Below are 16902 nucleotides of genomic sequence, written 5' to 3'. Positions count from 1 at the left end.
AAAAGCAGAGATGGGAAGCAAATTGCTATGTTTGATTTTCTATTAAACCCACGAAGTGCGAAATAATACTTTTAAGCTTCGTGGGTTTCATTAATTTTGCAATAAACTAAGGAGTCATTTATATGATGTCTAAAAAAGTAAAAATTGTGATGATGTCACTCTCAATACTATTATTGATGGGGGGCTCTTACTATTTTTATAATTTTTTAACCAGAGAACCGTATGCTAGGGACGTCATTGTTGCTTCACCAGAACTTGCTATAAGTTCAGAGCTGTTGGTAGATAGGTTTCTAGAAGATGAACAAGAAGCTAACGCTGCGTACATGGAAAAGGTCATTGAAGTGGAAGGCGAGGTCAAAGAAGTAACCTTTCTAAACGATAGATATACCGTGTTGCTCTATAGTGGAAGTAAAGTTTCTTATGTAATGTGCGATATGCGAACCGAACAAGCAGAAATGGTAAGAAAATTGAATGAAGGGGATAAAGTTAAATTGAAAGGAGTGTTCAAAGGTTTTTTAATGGACGCTATAATGCTAAACTGTGTTTTACAGTAAGTTTTTATGTATGAATAAATTCTTTACATTGTTTTTTGCCTTAGTGTTTTACTGTGGGTTTTCCCAAAACAGTTCCAAATACATTTCTAGACAGGGGCATGTCTCCTTTTTCTCGTACACATCTGTGGAGAATATTGAAGCTGAAAATAATCAAGTACTGAGTATTTTCGATACCACAAATGGTGAGATTGCCATAAGTATGTTGATGCGGGCCTTTGTTTTTAAAAAGGCATTGATGCAAGAACATTTTAATGAAAGTTATATTGAAACCGATATTTATCCGAAAGCCGTTTTTGAAGGTGTTATAACGGATTTTAAAGTGCCCGTTGAAGAGACTACAAAAATTGTAAAAGGTGCTTTGACATTACATGGCATCACAAAAGAATTGGAAATCAAGACCAAAATGGAACGCACTAACGACCTTCCTGTTTTTACAGGATCCTTTGAGGTTTTAGTGTCCGATTTCAAAATAAAGATACCTCCTGTGGTAGCGGGTAATATTGCAAAGCGTATAGAAGTCCAATTTAGATTTGAATACCAACCTTATGAGAACTAGACATTTTACTTTTTTACATTTAGTTTTAGTATTGGGTTTTTCAAATACCGTAGTTGGTCAAGATTTGCTCAATACTCTGGAAAAAGAACGTCCAGAAACCACGAACCATGTTCAGGCAACCTTTAAAACAACACGAATATCCCTAGGCCATTCTGTTGAAACCCGGAAGAAGGGAACAATGGAACTTTCGGCCAATACCAGGTTTTGGAATATTCCCGAATCGGATACCCAAGCGTTTTTGGTAGATCGTGTATCCACCCGGTTTGGTATTTCCCATGCTTTTTCAGATAGGTTTACTTTAGGGGCAGGAGTTACCACGTTTGATGGTATTTTTGACAGTTACTTCAAGTATAAACTGCTAAAACAGGTAGATGAAGGGAAAGGTTGGCCTTTTACCATCACTTTGTTGCAAAATGCCAATTTACGCACAAGTGGCAGGCTTGGGAGAAATTTTAATAATGATACAAGTTTTTCAGATAAATTATCGTTCACCTCACAGCTTTTGATTGCACGGAAATTTACAAGAAATTTTTCGTTACAGCTATCACCAACCTTTATACACAGAAATTCCACTCGATTCGAAGAAGACCCTACCAATCATTTTGCATTGGGTATTGGGGGTAGATATAAAGTGGGAGGACATGTTTCCATTTCTTCGGAATACTACTATTTGGCCAATCCTGTGGAATCCATTCCAACCTATGATGCTTTTTCTATCGGGGTCAATTGGGAACTGACGGATTTGATGCTCCAGTTCCACGTATCGAATACCTTACATATTGCCGAAGATGCATTCATCACGCAAAACAGAAGAAATTTCAATACTAAAAATGGCAGTCTTTTCTTTGGTCTGAATGCGGTTTTTTTATTGCACTTTAAAAACCAGTTGAAGAAGTAGTTCTACCAAAGAAACCTAAGTTGATTTCCTCCTTCAACGTAAAAACAAGTGCTAAAGAAGATGTAACATTAATGCACTAGCTATTATCTGGCCTGTAAACTATTTTGTTAGTATACATAGCATCCAAGCCCATCTGTACACAAATGGCTGCATTTGCTCCAGTTTCTATATTTGAAAGTGGAGTTTTATTGTTTTGAATATTATTGTAAAAATCTATCATCGCCTGTGCTGTAGGTTCTGTGTGTTCTACAGTAATGGGATATCCTTTTCCTTGTTCCCAAGGTATGGTGGCACCAGCTACGCCATCAACATTGCCCTTTTCTTTTTTGTTGGTATTCTCGGGATAAAACCAAGCTTCCGTATATCCCAATGTTATGGAACCTTTATCACCTAAAACTTTAATTTGGTAGCCATCTTTTGCGTTGGCCGTTAAACAGGTAAACTTTGCCCGTACCCCATTCTTATAATTATAGATTAAATGAATGTTGTCGTATGTTTCCCTGCCATCCTTCCAGTAATCGACTCCCCCAATACCCATAACCGAATTTGGAATATCTTCCATGATCCAATTGATGAAATCCAATTGATGTGAGCAAAGTTCTGCAAGTAGCCCCCCAGAAAACTCACGGTACATTCGCCAATTTATGATGCGTTCATACTCAGGTTTTGGTACGGGCCTTCGCCAATTACCATTACGATTCCACTGACATTCAAACGCTTGTATTTTTCCAACTTTGCCCATTTTTATTAACTCAACAACGTGCTGGTATAACCTTGAACTTCTATACTGATGCCCAGTTTGAAAAATATTCTTTGATTGTTTGGCCTTTGCTTTAAGAGCATTTATACCTTCATAACCCTTCGCCATTGTTTTTTCGCAGTATACATGTTTGCCTGCGTCCAAAGCATCTAAGGCTATTTGCGTGTGCGTATTAAATGGTGTTGCAACAATAACAGCATCAATAGCTTTATTGCTCAAAAGTTTTTCATAGTTGACATACCCTATTGCTTTTTCTTGAGTGGCATTTACGGCATCCTTTAAACGAAACGGAAGAATATCACAACAGGCAGTTACTCTAAAATTAGGGATGGCATTTACCAGTGCTATAGCACCAGACCCTCTGTCACCAGTACCAATAATACCAATGTTGAGAGCGTCGTTAGCGCCTTTGCAGCTTAAATTACTGGCAGCAATAATGGTTTGAGGTATTACAACAGAAGCAGATGCCAATCCGCTTTTCAGCATAAAATCTCTTCTTTTCATAAATGGTCTTAAATTTTGGGTTCCCAACCATTGGCATATTCCCTTTTCCAGGACTTCATGGCCTTTTCGTTATTAAGCACTTTGCCCGTTACCTTATCAATCTTTAAGGTTTCACCTGCATCTTGGGCCATATTGCCTAGATGACAAAGCATTGTTGAAATACTGGCATCTTTGATATCGGAACGTAAGCTGGCATCTTTACGTATGGCATCAAAGAAATTAGCAACGTGATTAACATCCAATATACCCTCACCTCGAGTATTGGTAGTGGCACTTGACGCTTTTTCAAACTCAAACTTTATAGGATTACCTTGTAAGTCGTACAATTTATAAAAATTTCTGTCTAGTTGTATGGATCCTTTACTGCCATATATAGTAATGCCTCGACCAGGGCGGTCTGGCTTCATCATTCCCCTACTGTGACCTGTCCATGTGATAAAGGTATTGTTGTCATAGGAAAAAGTCACTTGCTGGTTATCTACAAATTCCCAATCATCATTATAGGCGTATTTACCCCCAAAAGAAGTTACCGAGTTTGGTAAATCTACCCCTAAGGCCCATCTGCATATATCTATTTCGTGAGTGCCATTATTATGGATTTCTCCTGTTCCCCAAGCTCTGAACCAATGCCAGTTATAGGGATGTACGTTATCTCTGTATGCTTCTTTTGGTGCAGGTCCTTGCCATAAATCCCAATCCAGTGTTTTTGGAACCGGAACTTTATTCCCAACGCCAATAGAACTGCGATTATTGGTATAATAGGCCTCACCCTTATAGACCTCACCTATAATACCCTCCTTGATTTCGTTAATGCCTAAAATTGTAGTATCCGCCGATCGCTGCTGGTTTCCCATTTGCACTTTTTTTCCGTATTTCTTTTGCGCTGCTACCAGAAGCTCGTTTTCATGCGGATTATGGCTACAAGGTTTTTCTACGTATACATGTTTTCCAGCTTGCATTGCCATGATAGCCATGGGGGCATGCCAATGTTCGGGCGTAGCAATAAATACAGCATCGACATCTTTGTCTTCTAAAATTTTTCTGAAGTCTTTTTCAACTTTTGGCACATAACCGATAGTTTCTTTGCACCATATGTTGTGCTCTTCGATGATGTTATCGTCAACGTCGCAATTGTATAGAATCTTTGCATTTGAATCGGCATTAATGGCTTTAACATGGGCTTTTGCCCTACTTCTTACGCCAATTACCGCACAGTTTATTTGGTCATTGGCTCCAAGAATTCGACCATGGCCAGTATAGGGGAAAACCATACTTCCAAAAGTTAATGCGGCACTACCAACTGTTGTTTTCTTTATAAAGTCTCTTCTCGTGGTCATGGTTATTTTGAGTTTATTGGTTTAATCTTAATGTTTTTAAAGCTCACATGGTCACCGTGATCCTGCAATAAGATGTGACCCTCGTCCAATTCACCAAAATTGGGCCAGTCCACGTATTTGCTCTCGGACACCAATTTTCTATATGCTTCGCTTTTTCTTGTATATTCCAAGACCTTCATACCATTTAACCAATGCTCAACGTGATTGTCTTTTGAAATGATATGGGCTGAGTTCCATACTCCGATCGGGTTCATATATTTTGTGGTGTCCGCTTGTATTAAATCATACAAGGAAGCGACCGTTCTGCTACCTTTATGATTTCCTTTTTTGGCATCAGGATGCCTTTTATCATCTAAAATTTGATATTCCAACCCTATTGAAGAACCGGGACCTTTGTTCAAATCAGTATCAACATAATATTTGATGCCACTATTGGCACCTTCGGTAAGCTTAAAATCGACCTTCAGCTCGAAATCACCATAAACATCTTTTGTGACAATATCACCACCCGCTGAGGACTCTTCGCCGCCAGAGGAAAGAACGGTCAATTCACCATTGCTGATTTCCCAACCCTTATTGGGGAAATCATCTAATCTTGCCCCACGCCATCCGTTTGTAGAATGTCCATCCCATAATAATTTCCATCCATTCTTGCGCTCGTCAATGGTCAATTGATTTTTTGTTATGATTGGTTTTATCGGACTCTTTGTGGCGTATTTGGCAACGCTGTCGGTAATGATTTTTATGTTCTTCCACCTAATCTCGGTTCCTTCTTGTTGCTCTGGTTTAATACTGTGTACCTGGAGTGCGATAAAACCTGAAGAAGTCTTCTCATCAATCAAAAAGGAAGCAGGAACACCATTTATCCATGTTTTTAAAGTATCACCTATGGCTTCTATACGATAGTGGTTCCACTCGTTTTGTTTAAATGCTTTTTGAGCCTCCTTATTTTCGGTCATTGGATTCAACCATCCTCTTCTAGATTCGTCGTATATACCACCGCTCCAAGCACGGTCGGATGGGTCTATTTCAACTTGATAACCATGTACTCTACCATCTCGATAATGTGGAAAACTATTACTTCGAATTTGAATGCCTGAATTCATGGAAGGGTCTACCTTATAATCAAGTTCCAAAATAAAATCACTGTATTTGGCATTGGACGTTAGGAAGGAGTTAGGCGTATCATGAACGGTACGACCAACAATGGCACCTTCCTTAACTTCATAGAGCGCTTCCCCACCTATTTGAGTCCACCCGTTCAACGTTTTTCCATCAAAGAGAACAAGCCAAGGAATATCATTTTTGGTTTGTTCGGCGCAGTTTAAAAATAACAATACAGAGAAAAGTAGTGTAAAACACTTGAAAGTAACAGATTTCATAGTAATCGTGGCTTGAAGTATAAATAAAACTTTAAATATACTCTACATTAAGTGTATTTTAATGGATGGATTTTTCAAAAACATGGATGAATTCGATATTAGATTTATGATGTTTGTTCTGTGGCGTTGAAAATTGCACTTTTTCTAGAATAAATTGGCTTGCCTTTGCTTTCTAAAGACACAATTTTTATTGAGGATTTTAGCGGTATGGAGAAAGCTAGCCTAAAAAATCAGCCTTTCTTTTTTTCTGTTTCTAAAGGAATATCCATGTATTCGAACAAATCGTCCATAATACTCCATCGTTTTCGATAATACTTTTAACGAAATATTAATAACTGAACAATATGAAACTGAAACTTTTACTACTGTTGGCTTGTACTGTTTCGTTTGCTTCCTTAGCGCAAACCCAAATTACGGGGTCGGTGCTGGATGAAAGCAATGCACCCTTACCAGGTGCCAATGTACAAGAGAAAGGAACCACAAATGGTGTGGTTACCGATTTTGATGGTAATTTCAACATTGCTGTCAGTGATGGCAATGCAACTCTGATTATTTCTTATGTCGGTTTTGAAACTAAAGAACTGACTTTAGATGGCTCTTCAAGCTACACCGTACAATTATTACCTTCTTCAACGGGACTTGATGAAGTGGTTCTTGTGGGGTACGGTGGTGTAAAATCCAAAGATGTGACCGGTGCGGTCAAAGTTATCGGTGCTGAGGATTTTAACAAGGGTGTTAACAATGCTCCGGGCCAGTTGTTACAAGGTAAGATTGCTGGTGTAAATGTAACTACGGGTTCGGGTGAGCCAGGTAGCGCTATCGATATCAATATTCGTGGTGTAAATTCAATAGGTAGTTCCAGTAATCCCTTATTTGTAGTTGATGGTGTTCCTTTGGATGGAGGGTCATCTACAGATGAAGGTCTTACAGGTGTTGGTGGAGTTTCAAGGCCAAAAAACCCCTTGAACTTCTTGAACCCACAGGATATAGAGAGTATAACTGTTTTAAAGGATGCTTCTGCTACTGCAATCTATGGTACGCGGGGTGCGAACGGGGTTGTTCTTATAAAGACCAAAGAAGGTAAAGCGGGCAAAACAAAAGTTACCTTTAGTACATCGGCAGGTTTTGCAACAGTGGCCAGGGACGTTGACCTACTCAGTGCTAGTGAATATCGTGAACAAACGGCACGTTTGGCTTCTATAGTAGGAAGGGAACCCGCATCTTACATTGATTCGGAAAATACCGATACCGACTGGCAAGATGAAATTTATAGAACAGCTCATGTACAAAATTATAATTTAGGTTTGTCCGGTGGGGCCGGTTCAACCACATATAATGTGTCCTTAGGCTATCTGGATCAAGAAGGGGTAGTGAAGACTACAGGGCACGAAAGTGTTACCGGAAGAATAAATGTTGGCACCTCAGTATTGGATGACCGATTAAAATTTAGGGTGAACCTCACTGTAGCGGATCTTACGGACGAAAGTCAAGCTTTGGGAAGCGTTATAACGGGAGCACTAAGGGCGAACCCTACATCTCCTGTTTTTGGAGGAGATGGCGAAGTGACCACAAGAGCGGGTGCTACGGACAATCCTGTCTCATTTTTCGATTTATATCGTGACAGGGCCGAGACCAAACGAGTTTTGGCGAATTTCACTACCACTTATACTATTGTAGATGGGTTGGACTATAAGCTTAATTTAGGTTACGAAAATTCAGATGTAGACCGTTTTTTCAGGCTGTTCAATAACTCGCTTGATGGGGGGGAACAAGGTCAAGACCAGGTTACGCAAGATTCGAGGGAAGATACCAATTTTTTGATTGAAAATTTCTTGACTTTCACGAAAAGCTATGACAACTGGAATTTCGATGTTCTTTTAGGGCATTCCTATCAGACCTTCAACAATACAGGATTGAGGATTCAACGGTTTGATTTTAGTACCCGGGAAATCGACCCGATTTTCAATTTAGGGGTCGCTTCTCCAGAGAATACTACCATAGCATCATCCGATACCGAAAGAAAGTTGCAATCGTTCTTCGGTAGGGTAAACTTTGGCTTTTTGGATAAGTATCTACTGACGGCGACACTGAGAGCAGATGGCTCATCAGTATTTGGTGAGAATAATAGATATGGTTATTTTCCAGCAGTTGCATTAGGTTGGCGTATAGACCAAGAGGAGTTTCTTGCAAATTCTGAAGTTTTCTCCAATTTAAAATTGAGAGCGGGCTGGGGTCAGACCGGTAATCAAGCTGTTCCTGTAAGAGTTACACAGGCCTCCTTTGCAACCAGCTTTGACAACAGCTTTACATTTAATGGAACAACGGTTGTCAATGGTGTGACTACCACGCGAACACCTAATCCTGATTTAAAATGGGAGGTTACCGAGCAATACAATGTAGGATTGGATTGGGGTATATTAAATGGTAAGGTAAGCGGTACATTCGACTATTTTTATAAGAACACTACCGATCTTTTTTTAGAAGTTTCTGCTCCGGTACCAGCATTGGCCAGTACAATTTTTGTAAACTCTGATGCAGAAATCATTAATGAAGGTTTTGAATTTGCACTGAATGTAAATGCTGTAAGAACGGAAGACTTTTCACTTGATTTTTCTGGAAACATCTCATTTTTGGATAACGAAATACAAGGACTTTCCACGGATATTTTTGTTGGAAGTATTTTTGGGCCGGGAGCTTCGGGTGAATTCAGTAGCATATTTACCAACGGCGAATCTGCTGGCTCGTTCTTTTTGCCAAGATTTCAAGGATTTGATGGGGATGGTGTGGAAATAGTATCAGATCCTGAAATAGTTGGCGATGCATTGCCGAACACCATATATGGATTAAACATTAATGCATCTTATAAAAACTTTGACCTATCATTGGGCTTCAACGGTGTCGGTGGTGTTGATATTTTTAACAACACGGCAAGGGCCTATTCGAGTGCAGCATCGTTGGGGCAAAACGGAAACAATATTTTTAGGGAATATCTAGATGTGAACGAAAGTCCTTTGGTTGCTCCTGTTTCTTCATCTAGGTTTATTGAGGATGGCTCATTCTTTAGATTGAACAATGCTACCTTGGGATGGAACATTGAGGATAACGGTTTTCTTGATACGTTGAGGTTATATGTTACTGGTCAAAATATCTTCGTGATAACGGACTATACAGGATACGATCCTGAGATCAACACGGGCGGCAACAATGTGTATGGTGTGGATTTTGGAGGTTATCCACGTCCCCAGACCTTTATTTTTGGTGTTGATCTTTCTTTCTAATTTAAAATGGTAAAGTATTCAATATAAAATATAAGTTATGAAAAAACAATCTATAATTTTTAGCATCATATTGACTGTCTTCTTCGGATTTCAATCATGTGACATCGAAGAAGAGATTATCGACGAAGCCCGAGGTGAGGATTTGTTGGTAAATGCCGATCCATTAAATCTTTTGGCACCGGCATATTATTATATGCGAAGGGTATATGGCCATCGCTGGTGGTTTGCGCTACAGACTTTTTCAGCGGATGAGGGCATGGTACCTACCAGACAAAGCGATTGGTTTGACGGGGGTACTTTTCAGGAATTGCACAGACACGACTGGGGACCAAATCATCGCTATACAAGAGAGACATTTGAACATGTCACAGCAGGACTGGCAAGTGCGACCCAGGCTATTGATTTCTTGGATGAAGGTTCACAGGAGCATGCCGAGGCAGTAGCACTGTTGTCCCATTACATGTGGGTATGTTTAGATACGTATGGTCAGGTACCTTATCGAGGTGTTGCTGAGATTAATTTTAATCTAGACCCTCAAATCCTTACTGGGGCTGAAGCGGTGAGTACTATAATCGAGAATCTGGAATCAGTGATGTCGAGCCTTCCTACGGGTAAAAACACGGTTCGATACACCCAAGATGCGGCGAAATCACTTTTGGCCAGAATCTATTTGAACAAAGCTATTTATGAAGACAGGTATGCTGCTGATTTTTCCTTTTCCAATGAAGACATGCAGCAAGTTATCGATCTGACGACTGAAGTGATCAATGGTGGCCTACACTCCCTTGAAACCGAAGATTATTTTAGCATGTTCGACCCTGACAACGAAAACCACCCTGAAATCATATGGTCGATAAAGAATGAAAAAACGGCAGTAACGATTGGCGGTAGAAGTGTTTCAAGAAACACCACCAATGGCTTATCCAGAGGTCTTCTTTATGTCGTTGATGGTGGATTTGAAACAGGTTCTGACGCAGGATGTACTCTCCCGGAGTTTTTGGACACATGGGACGAGGTCAATGATCCAAGATTTTATAAAGAAAACTACCCCAATGAGTTGGTTACGATACCATTGGCCGATTACAAAATGAACCGAGGTTTTCTTCAAGGTCAAATATATGGACTCAACAACGATGATGGAACACCTATTATCAATGATGACGGCACTATAGATATTGTTCCCGTTCAACTTTGGACCAGGGACGAAACGATGGCCAATCATACTAGGGAAGTGAGTTTGATTGCTGAAAACCAATCCGTAGGGGTACGGGTTTCAAAATGGAGTATTGAAGATTTAGGAGCTAACAGAGATGACACCGGTGTGGATATAGTAGTCTTTAGATTGGCCGAATTATACTTAATGCGGGCCGAGGCCAAGTTAAGATTGGGGTCGGGCGATGCCTTATCGGATGTTAATGCAGTTCGAATTGCTAGGGGAGGCAATGATTTTGCCTTAGACAGTGCTACTTTAGATGATGTGTATAACGAACGTGGTTTTGAATTCTATTGGGAATACCACAGAAGAACCGACCAAATCCGATTCGGAACTTGGGAAGATGCGTGGACAGATAAAACGGATAGCGACCCTAACAAGAGAATCTATCCCATTCCGCCAGGACCGTTGGCAGAGACTCCTGGATTGGTACAAAATCCTGGATACTAAGAATACAGGGATCACAGGATTGTTTGAGTTTAGTTTTGTTTACGGTATGGGCAGGCAAAGCATTGTCTGCTCATACTTTTTAATCCAATTGCGTTTATGAGTCACCAGATGCTTTTGACCAGATGCTTTTGAATTAATTACACACTATTCCTCTTTCGTAAATGGTTTTATAAACAACTATTTTATTTTAAGAAAAACGTGACGAAAAGTATTCAAATAAAAGCTTTCTATTTTTTTTGTTTGGGGTTGGGTATATTGATTTCTACATCGTGCTCAAATAAAAATCCCGCCAACTGTTACATTGTACAAGGAACAAATTTAGACGCTGTTGAGGCCAATGTAGTGTCAGATCTAAAAAATGATCTTGAGAAGGTAATCCCTTTGGAAATTACAATCCTTTCAGGAACAGACCCTTTACCTGAGCATGGTATCTTTTATTTTATAGGAACCCAAAAATCTAACCAAGCCATTACGAAATTGGTAAATCAAGGAAAGGTTTCAATTTCTTCTGAAAATCCTAGGCCAAGAGGTGGAATATGGACCAAAACGGAACTTGAGAACAATCAAAATATAATTGTTCTGGCCGGTTCAGATATTCAAGGGCTGCAACGTTCCGTGTACAATTACGCTCAAGAAATTCTTGGAGTAGACCCTTTGGAATATTGGACAGGTAGCGCACCAAAAAAAATCGACGCTTCGAAACTATTCAATTTTGAAAATAAAATCATTCCGCCACCAAAAGTACCTATCCTCTGTTATTTTGAGAATGATGTTGACGAGTTAGCAAACTATCGGGGCAAACTACTGGAATATGATTGGGAAAGCTATACCGAAATGATTAATTCTTTGGTCAGATTAGGGTATAATGCCATTGAGTTTTTTGATATGCTGGGCAGACCTGAATTCTTTCTCCGTCCTGAGTATAAGGCTTTGCATCCAGATTATGAGGTTGACTTGGACTATTTGGACAAAATGATGGACTATGCCCATGAAAAGGGTATGAAAATTCAAATAAATTTTGCCCTAGGGTATCAAATACATCCGTTTCCGCTTGAAAAATCCGATTGTTGGGCCAAGTACAAGGGCGATTGGATTGCTGCCTGGAAGTATTATCTAGAAGAGACACCTCTATCCAAAACGGACATTTTTGCGCTACGCCCAAGAAATCAGGTATGGGATTGGGAATACAAAAGTAGCTGTGATGAAAATAAAATCGAGGTCTTCAATGAGGTATATGAAGTCTTCAGTGAGCTTATAGAAGATTACAATCCTAACGCCCAGAAAGTACTGGTATGCTATTCAGATGCCATGGAAATGTGGAACGAGGGTTTCAGGCCCCCGAAAGATTGGATAGTTGCTTGGGCCGATGATGGGTTTGGTAAATTCGAAAGCTTGCCCGAAACTATTGACGGATACGATTTTGGCACATACATGCATGCGGGCTTTTGGTCCAATCATACCGTACACGATCCTTACCCCAAGATTGTAGAAGATAAAATGAAAATGATGTTCAACGACTTTAATGCGCATGCGTACTGCTTGGTGAACGGACAAAATTTTAGGCCTTTTCTATTGAATTTGGAAGCATATGGTGCAGTATGTCAAAATCCAGATTCATTTGATGGAGAACAATTTTACGAAAGATGGACTACGCGCTATTTTGGTGATTTGGCTAGTCCATTTGCTGTAGAAGCCATGAAAAAGTTACATGAGGCCCAATTTGATAGGGTAGGCTATGTTCAAAATCTTTGGGAAATAAGGGAAGCCATATCCTACTTAAGCGATTCTCCCATAGAACGCCCTGGCAAAACCCCAGTTCCACATTCATACGAAAAAGTACAAGCCGATTATGAATCCTTGGAAAGAAGATTGGCCTATATCTCTGATGCACTTTCAGCTGCTGAAAAAGGTCAGGATTCAGTCACGGGCGGAAGTGCGATTTTTTATCATGATTATGTGTTGTTGCCCATCAAAATGTATAACGACCTCTTGACCTTCGAACATCAATTACATAAGTTATGTACACTTAAGAAAGCATATGAAGAAACATCGGATAAACAACAAATAGTGAGTGCACTAAACCTATCGGAAAAAGCGAAGGAAGATTTGAAAATTGTTCATTCAAGACGTATTGAAGGCGATAAGAACCCCAAATGGAAAGGGTGGTACGACCCAAAAATAAGAAGGCCTAACAATGGTTTTCCTACGATGGATATGATGAAGGCCATCCAAGTCAATTTAACTGGCATATTAAATACGCATGAGACTAAATAAAATCCTACTATTTATATTACCTCTGTTGTTTGCACTAACGCTTACATGTAATGACTCTCCTAATAGTACTGTTGTGTCAAAAACAGTACTTGATCTAAAGCCAGTGGATTTAGTTTACACGCAATTGGATACCGAAAATTCCCGTTGGTTTCTTTTTTCATCTGCAAGTCGTCCTTTTGGTATGGTCAATTTAAGTCCCGATACCCAACTACAAGGTACCTGGGGAAGTGGTTATCGCTATGAAGTAGATACCATTAAAGGTTTTAGCCATATTCATGGGTGGCAATTATCGGGACTATCCGTAATGCCCGTAACACTAACGGATATCAATAGGAACTCCGTGTATCAGGATTTTTATTCAAAATTCAGTCATAAGGAAGAAGAAGTATCGCCAGGCTATCATTCCTTAAGATTGCAACGATACAATATTCATGTTGCCCTTACCAGTACCAAGCGCGTAGGATTGCATCAATACATATTTCCCAAGACCAGTGAAAAGGCTATTCTCTTTAATCTTAATGGAATTTTGGGGCCGTGTGAAATTATACAAGGAAAACTGGAAAAAGCAGGAGATTCTGAACTTATGGGCAGTTTTGTCATCGCTCCGACCAAAAGAAGGCCTAAACCTGTAAACGTTTTTTTTAAGGCTGAACTGAACACATCAATTTCCAATCTAAAAAAAGATGAAAAAAGTGGTAACTATTTGGTGTCCTTAGACAGTGAAAAAGATACTGTTTTAATGAAAGCCGCTATTTCTTATACCTCTATAAAAAATGCTGTAGCCAACTTGGAAACGGAACTGCCCCATTGGGATTTTGAAAAAACGGTCAATGAATCCAAATCCGAGTGGAATGAACTTTTAGGAAGAATCAAAGTAGAAGGGGGTACAGAAAAGGCACAAAAACGGTTTTATACCGACTTATGGCATGCATTGCTCGGCCGTAAAATTATTAGTGATATAAACGGTGCATACCCGGACAATACAGGAGACACCTTTAGAATAGGTCAATTACCATTAAAAAAAGATGGGACACCACAATTCAATCATTATAATTCCGATGCATTTTGGGGTGCGCAATGGACAATAAATACACTATGGGGGCTGGTTTATCCAGAAATAAAAAAAGAGTTTGTTCTATCGCTCCTGCAATATTATAAAGATGGTGGGCTAATTCCTAGGGGACCTTCGGGAGGCAATTATACATATGTAATGACAGGCGCTTCAAGCACACCATTTATTATAAGCGCCATTCAAAAAGGGCTTGTATCTGAAAATTTGGATACGATTTACCATGCGCTAAAAAAGAACCATATGCCGAACGGTATCATGGAAAAGGCAGGGTATGAGCACCATACCAATCTAGGTGGCGGCCTTAGGCATTATCTGGAAAAAGGCTATGTGCCCTATCCTATTCCAGAAGGGAAATTTGGAGGGCATCAAGACGGGGCAAGTCTCACTATGGAATATGCATACCAAGATTACACACTTGCCCAATTGGCAAAAAAACTAGGTTATGATGATGACTACGCCTATTTTATGGAAAGATCTAAAAACTATAGCAATGTTTACGATTCTGATACAGGTTGGATGCGACCAAAAAATATAGACGGAAAGTGGAAAACTGATTTTGACCCTTTTAGCTATGAAAATGGATTTAATGAATCCAATGCATCACAGTCAACATGGTTTGTTCCCCATGATTTGGACGGACTTGCCCAGCTGATGGGCGGTAAGGAGAGAGCTATTGAGAAACTGAACCAACAGTTTAAGGAAGCCGAAAAGCTAAATTTTACCGCCGGCAGTTCGCATCATCGCGAGATGCATCCTGATTACAGCCGCATCCCAATAAATTATGGCAATCAGCCGTCTATGCAGACCGCTTTTATATTCCATAAATTGGGTAGGCCAGACCTGACTCAATATTGGTCCAGAAAGGTTATAGATAAGGTATTTAGTGGTCTGTCCCCCAAAACTGGGTACAACGGCGATGAAGATCAAGGCTTAATGGCAAGTTTGGGCGTGTTAATGAAGGTTGGGCTGTTTCAAATGGACGGTGGTACGCAAGAAAACCCTGAATATCAGATTGGAAGCCCAATTTTTGATAGAATAACTATTGAGCTGAATACTGATTTTTATTCCGGTAAAAAGTTAGAAATAAACGCTTTGAACAATAGTAAGGACAACGTCTATGTTGATGGGGTTTTATTTAATGACAAACCGTTAAAATCATGTGCTATTCTACATGAAGATATTACCAACGGAGGTGTTCTTACTATTCAAATGTCTGGAAATAGCAGTATTGAGTAACTACTTTACATATTAATTTTATCCAACGGGATGTAACTTAACAAAACAGCCATGTACAACAATTCGATAAAGCTTTTTTTTCTGTTGAACATAGTAAGTATATGCGCTTTTGCCCAACTTAAAAACAAACCCGCACTAGAAAAGGATTTTATGGATATGGGGTTTGGCATATTTGTACATTGGAGTATGGATTCCCAATTAGGGAGCGTTATAAGCCATTCTATGGTTGGAGCATCTAAAGCGTACCTCAATAAATATATAAATGAGCTTCCCAAAACATTTTACCCTAATAAATTTGATGCTGATGAATGGGCCCGTCTTTTTAAATTGGTAGGAGCGGAGTATGTTGTTTTCACTACAAAACACCATAACGGATTTTGTATGTGGGATACCAAAACAACGGATTTCAATATCATGAATACGCCCTATGGGAAGGATATCACTGAAATGTTTTTCAAGGCTTTACGTAAACAAGGACTTAAGGTTGGAGTATATTTTTCCCCCGAAGATTTCAGCTTTCTCAATAAACAGGGAGTTGCAATTTCCCGAAAAGGTAAGATGAGCCAAGTTACCGAGAATGATGAGCTTTTAGAATACGATAAAACACAGATCAAAGAACTCATAACCAATTATGGTCCTATAGATTTACTATTTTTTGACGCTTTTGAAAGCGGTCCGTTAGTCCAATATGTACACACGATTGACCCTAATATTCTTGTTACCCGGGGTGAAATGGAAACCCCTGAGCAAAAAATTCCTGATAGTCCAATGCCCGGTCCGTGGGAAACTTGTATGACCATGGGTACCCAATGGCAATATAAACCTACTAATGAGGAATATAAAGATGGAACCGAGTTGATTGATAAACTCATTGAAGTTCGTGCCAAAGGCGGAAATTTTCTGTTGAATGTGGGTCCAAAACCGAATGGAGAAATCCCGATAGAACAAGAAGAGCTTCTACGCGAACTGGCCCTTTGGATGTTTGTTAACGATGAGGCCATAAAAAATATAAGGCCACTTCCTACATTGATCAAAGATGGTTACCTATGGTTCACCCAAAACGAAGATGAGAACGCTGTGTACGCATTTGTAACCGAGCAAAAAGATTGGTTCAAAGGAAGACGGCGAAACTTTCTGATAAAAAATCTGAAAGCAACATCGAATACAACAATTTCGGTATTGGGACAAAATGATCTTGTAGTTGAATATTGGCCCGAAAATATTCCCAAATCAAGATTTATTCAACATGAAGATTTATTGGAAATCTCAATAAGTAAGGCACAAAGACTTTACAATGATAAAATTTGGCCCAATCCTATTGTGGTTAAATTGACCAACGTAGAATTCGTAGAATCAAAATAAGAATTAGCAGGTAATGTGTTTCAAAG

General features: G+C 39.5%; 11 protein-coding genes. 8 read left to right on the top strand and 3 right to left on the bottom strand.

All coding sequences use genetic code 11. The features are described from left to right. Positions 1-149 precede the first annotated feature (149 nt). From KIM67_RS10305 to KIM67_RS10295, 3 genes are read left to right on the top strand one after another with little or no spacing between them, the layout of a single operon-like run. Positions 150-554, top strand: a complete 405-nt coding sequence (locus KIM67_RS10305) for an OB-fold putative lipoprotein (protein ID WP_213831248.1) — start codon at positions 150-152, stop codon at positions 552-554. Positions 555-564: 10 nt separating this feature from the next. Next, positions 565-1110: a YceI family protein gene (locus KIM67_RS10300; RefSeq protein ID WP_213831247.1), complete on the top strand. Its 546-nt coding sequence runs from the start codon at positions 565-567 to the stop codon at positions 1108-1110. Continuing rightward, entirely contained in the window at positions 1100-2008 is a 909-nt protein-coding gene (locus KIM67_RS10295) for a DUF5777 family beta-barrel protein (RefSeq protein ID WP_213831246.1), read from the top strand. Before KIM67_RS10300 ends, KIM67_RS10295 begins: the two co-directional genes overlap by 11 nt. A gap of 76 nt (positions 2009-2084) precedes the next feature. Here the strand turns inward: KIM67_RS10295 and KIM67_RS10290 are convergent, their stop codons facing one another. The 3 genes from KIM67_RS10290 to KIM67_RS10280 are packed head-to-tail and all read right to left on the bottom strand — an operon-like array spanning position 2085 to position 5991. Then, positions 2085-3272, bottom strand: a complete 1188-nt coding sequence (locus KIM67_RS10290; protein ID WP_213831245.1) for a Gfo/Idh/MocA family protein — start codon at positions 3270-3272, stop codon at positions 2085-2087. An 8-nt stretch (positions 3273-3280) separates the two neighbouring features. Next, positions 3281-4609 carry a Gfo/Idh/MocA family protein gene (locus KIM67_RS10285; RefSeq protein ID WP_213831244.1) on the bottom strand — a complete coding sequence of 443 codons (1329 nt, stop codon included), beginning with the start codon at positions 4607-4609 and terminating at the stop codon, positions 3281-3283. Between the two features lie 2 nt (positions 4610-4611). Then, a complete protein-coding gene (locus KIM67_RS10280) occupies positions 4612-5991 on the bottom strand; it encodes a DUF1080 domain-containing protein (protein ID WP_213831243.1) in 1380 nt (459 codons plus the stop codon). 344 nt (positions 5992-6335) lie between these two features. On the opposite strand from KIM67_RS10280, the gene KIM67_RS10275 reads away from it, so the two are divergent. The 5 genes from KIM67_RS10275 to KIM67_RS10255 all read left to right on the top strand — a co-directional run bounded on the left by KIM67_RS10275 (position 6336) and on the right by KIM67_RS10255 (position 16876). Continuing rightward, a complete protein-coding gene (locus KIM67_RS10275) occupies positions 6336-9269 on the top strand; it encodes a TonB-dependent receptor (protein ID WP_213831242.1) in 2934 nt (977 codons plus the stop codon). A 37-nt stretch (positions 9270-9306) separates the two neighbouring features. Then, positions 9307-10932, top strand: coding sequence for a RagB/SusD family nutrient uptake outer membrane protein (locus KIM67_RS10270; protein ID WP_213831241.1), 1626 nt, complete (start codon positions 9307-9309; stop codon positions 10930-10932). Between the two features lie 342 nt (positions 10933-11274). Further along, entirely contained in the window at positions 11275-13206 is a 1932-nt protein-coding gene (locus KIM67_RS10265; protein WP_213831240.1) for a glycosyl hydrolase 115 family protein, read from the top strand. 73 nt (positions 13207-13279) lie between these two features. Continuing rightward, positions 13280-15514 carry a GH92 family glycosyl hydrolase gene (locus tag KIM67_RS10260; RefSeq protein WP_298868888.1) on the top strand — a complete coding sequence of 745 codons (2235 nt, stop codon included), beginning with the start codon at positions 13280-13282 and terminating at the stop codon, positions 15512-15514. A gap of 84 nt (positions 15515-15598) precedes the next feature. Then, positions 15599-16876 carry an alpha-L-fucosidase gene (locus KIM67_RS10255; protein ID WP_213831238.1) on the top strand — a complete coding sequence of 426 codons (1278 nt, stop codon included), beginning with the start codon at positions 15599-15601 and terminating at the stop codon, positions 16874-16876. Positions 16877-16902: the final 26 nt, after the last annotated feature.

Origin of the sequence: Flagellimonas sp. 389, from assembly GCF_018449435.1 — a bacterium.
Lineage (GTDB): Bacteria > Bacteroidota > Bacteroidia > Flavobacteriales > Flavobacteriaceae > Flagellimonas.
The sequence above is the reverse complement of the archived record's forward strand: the minus strand, read 5'-3'. Positions and strand labels throughout refer to the sequence as shown.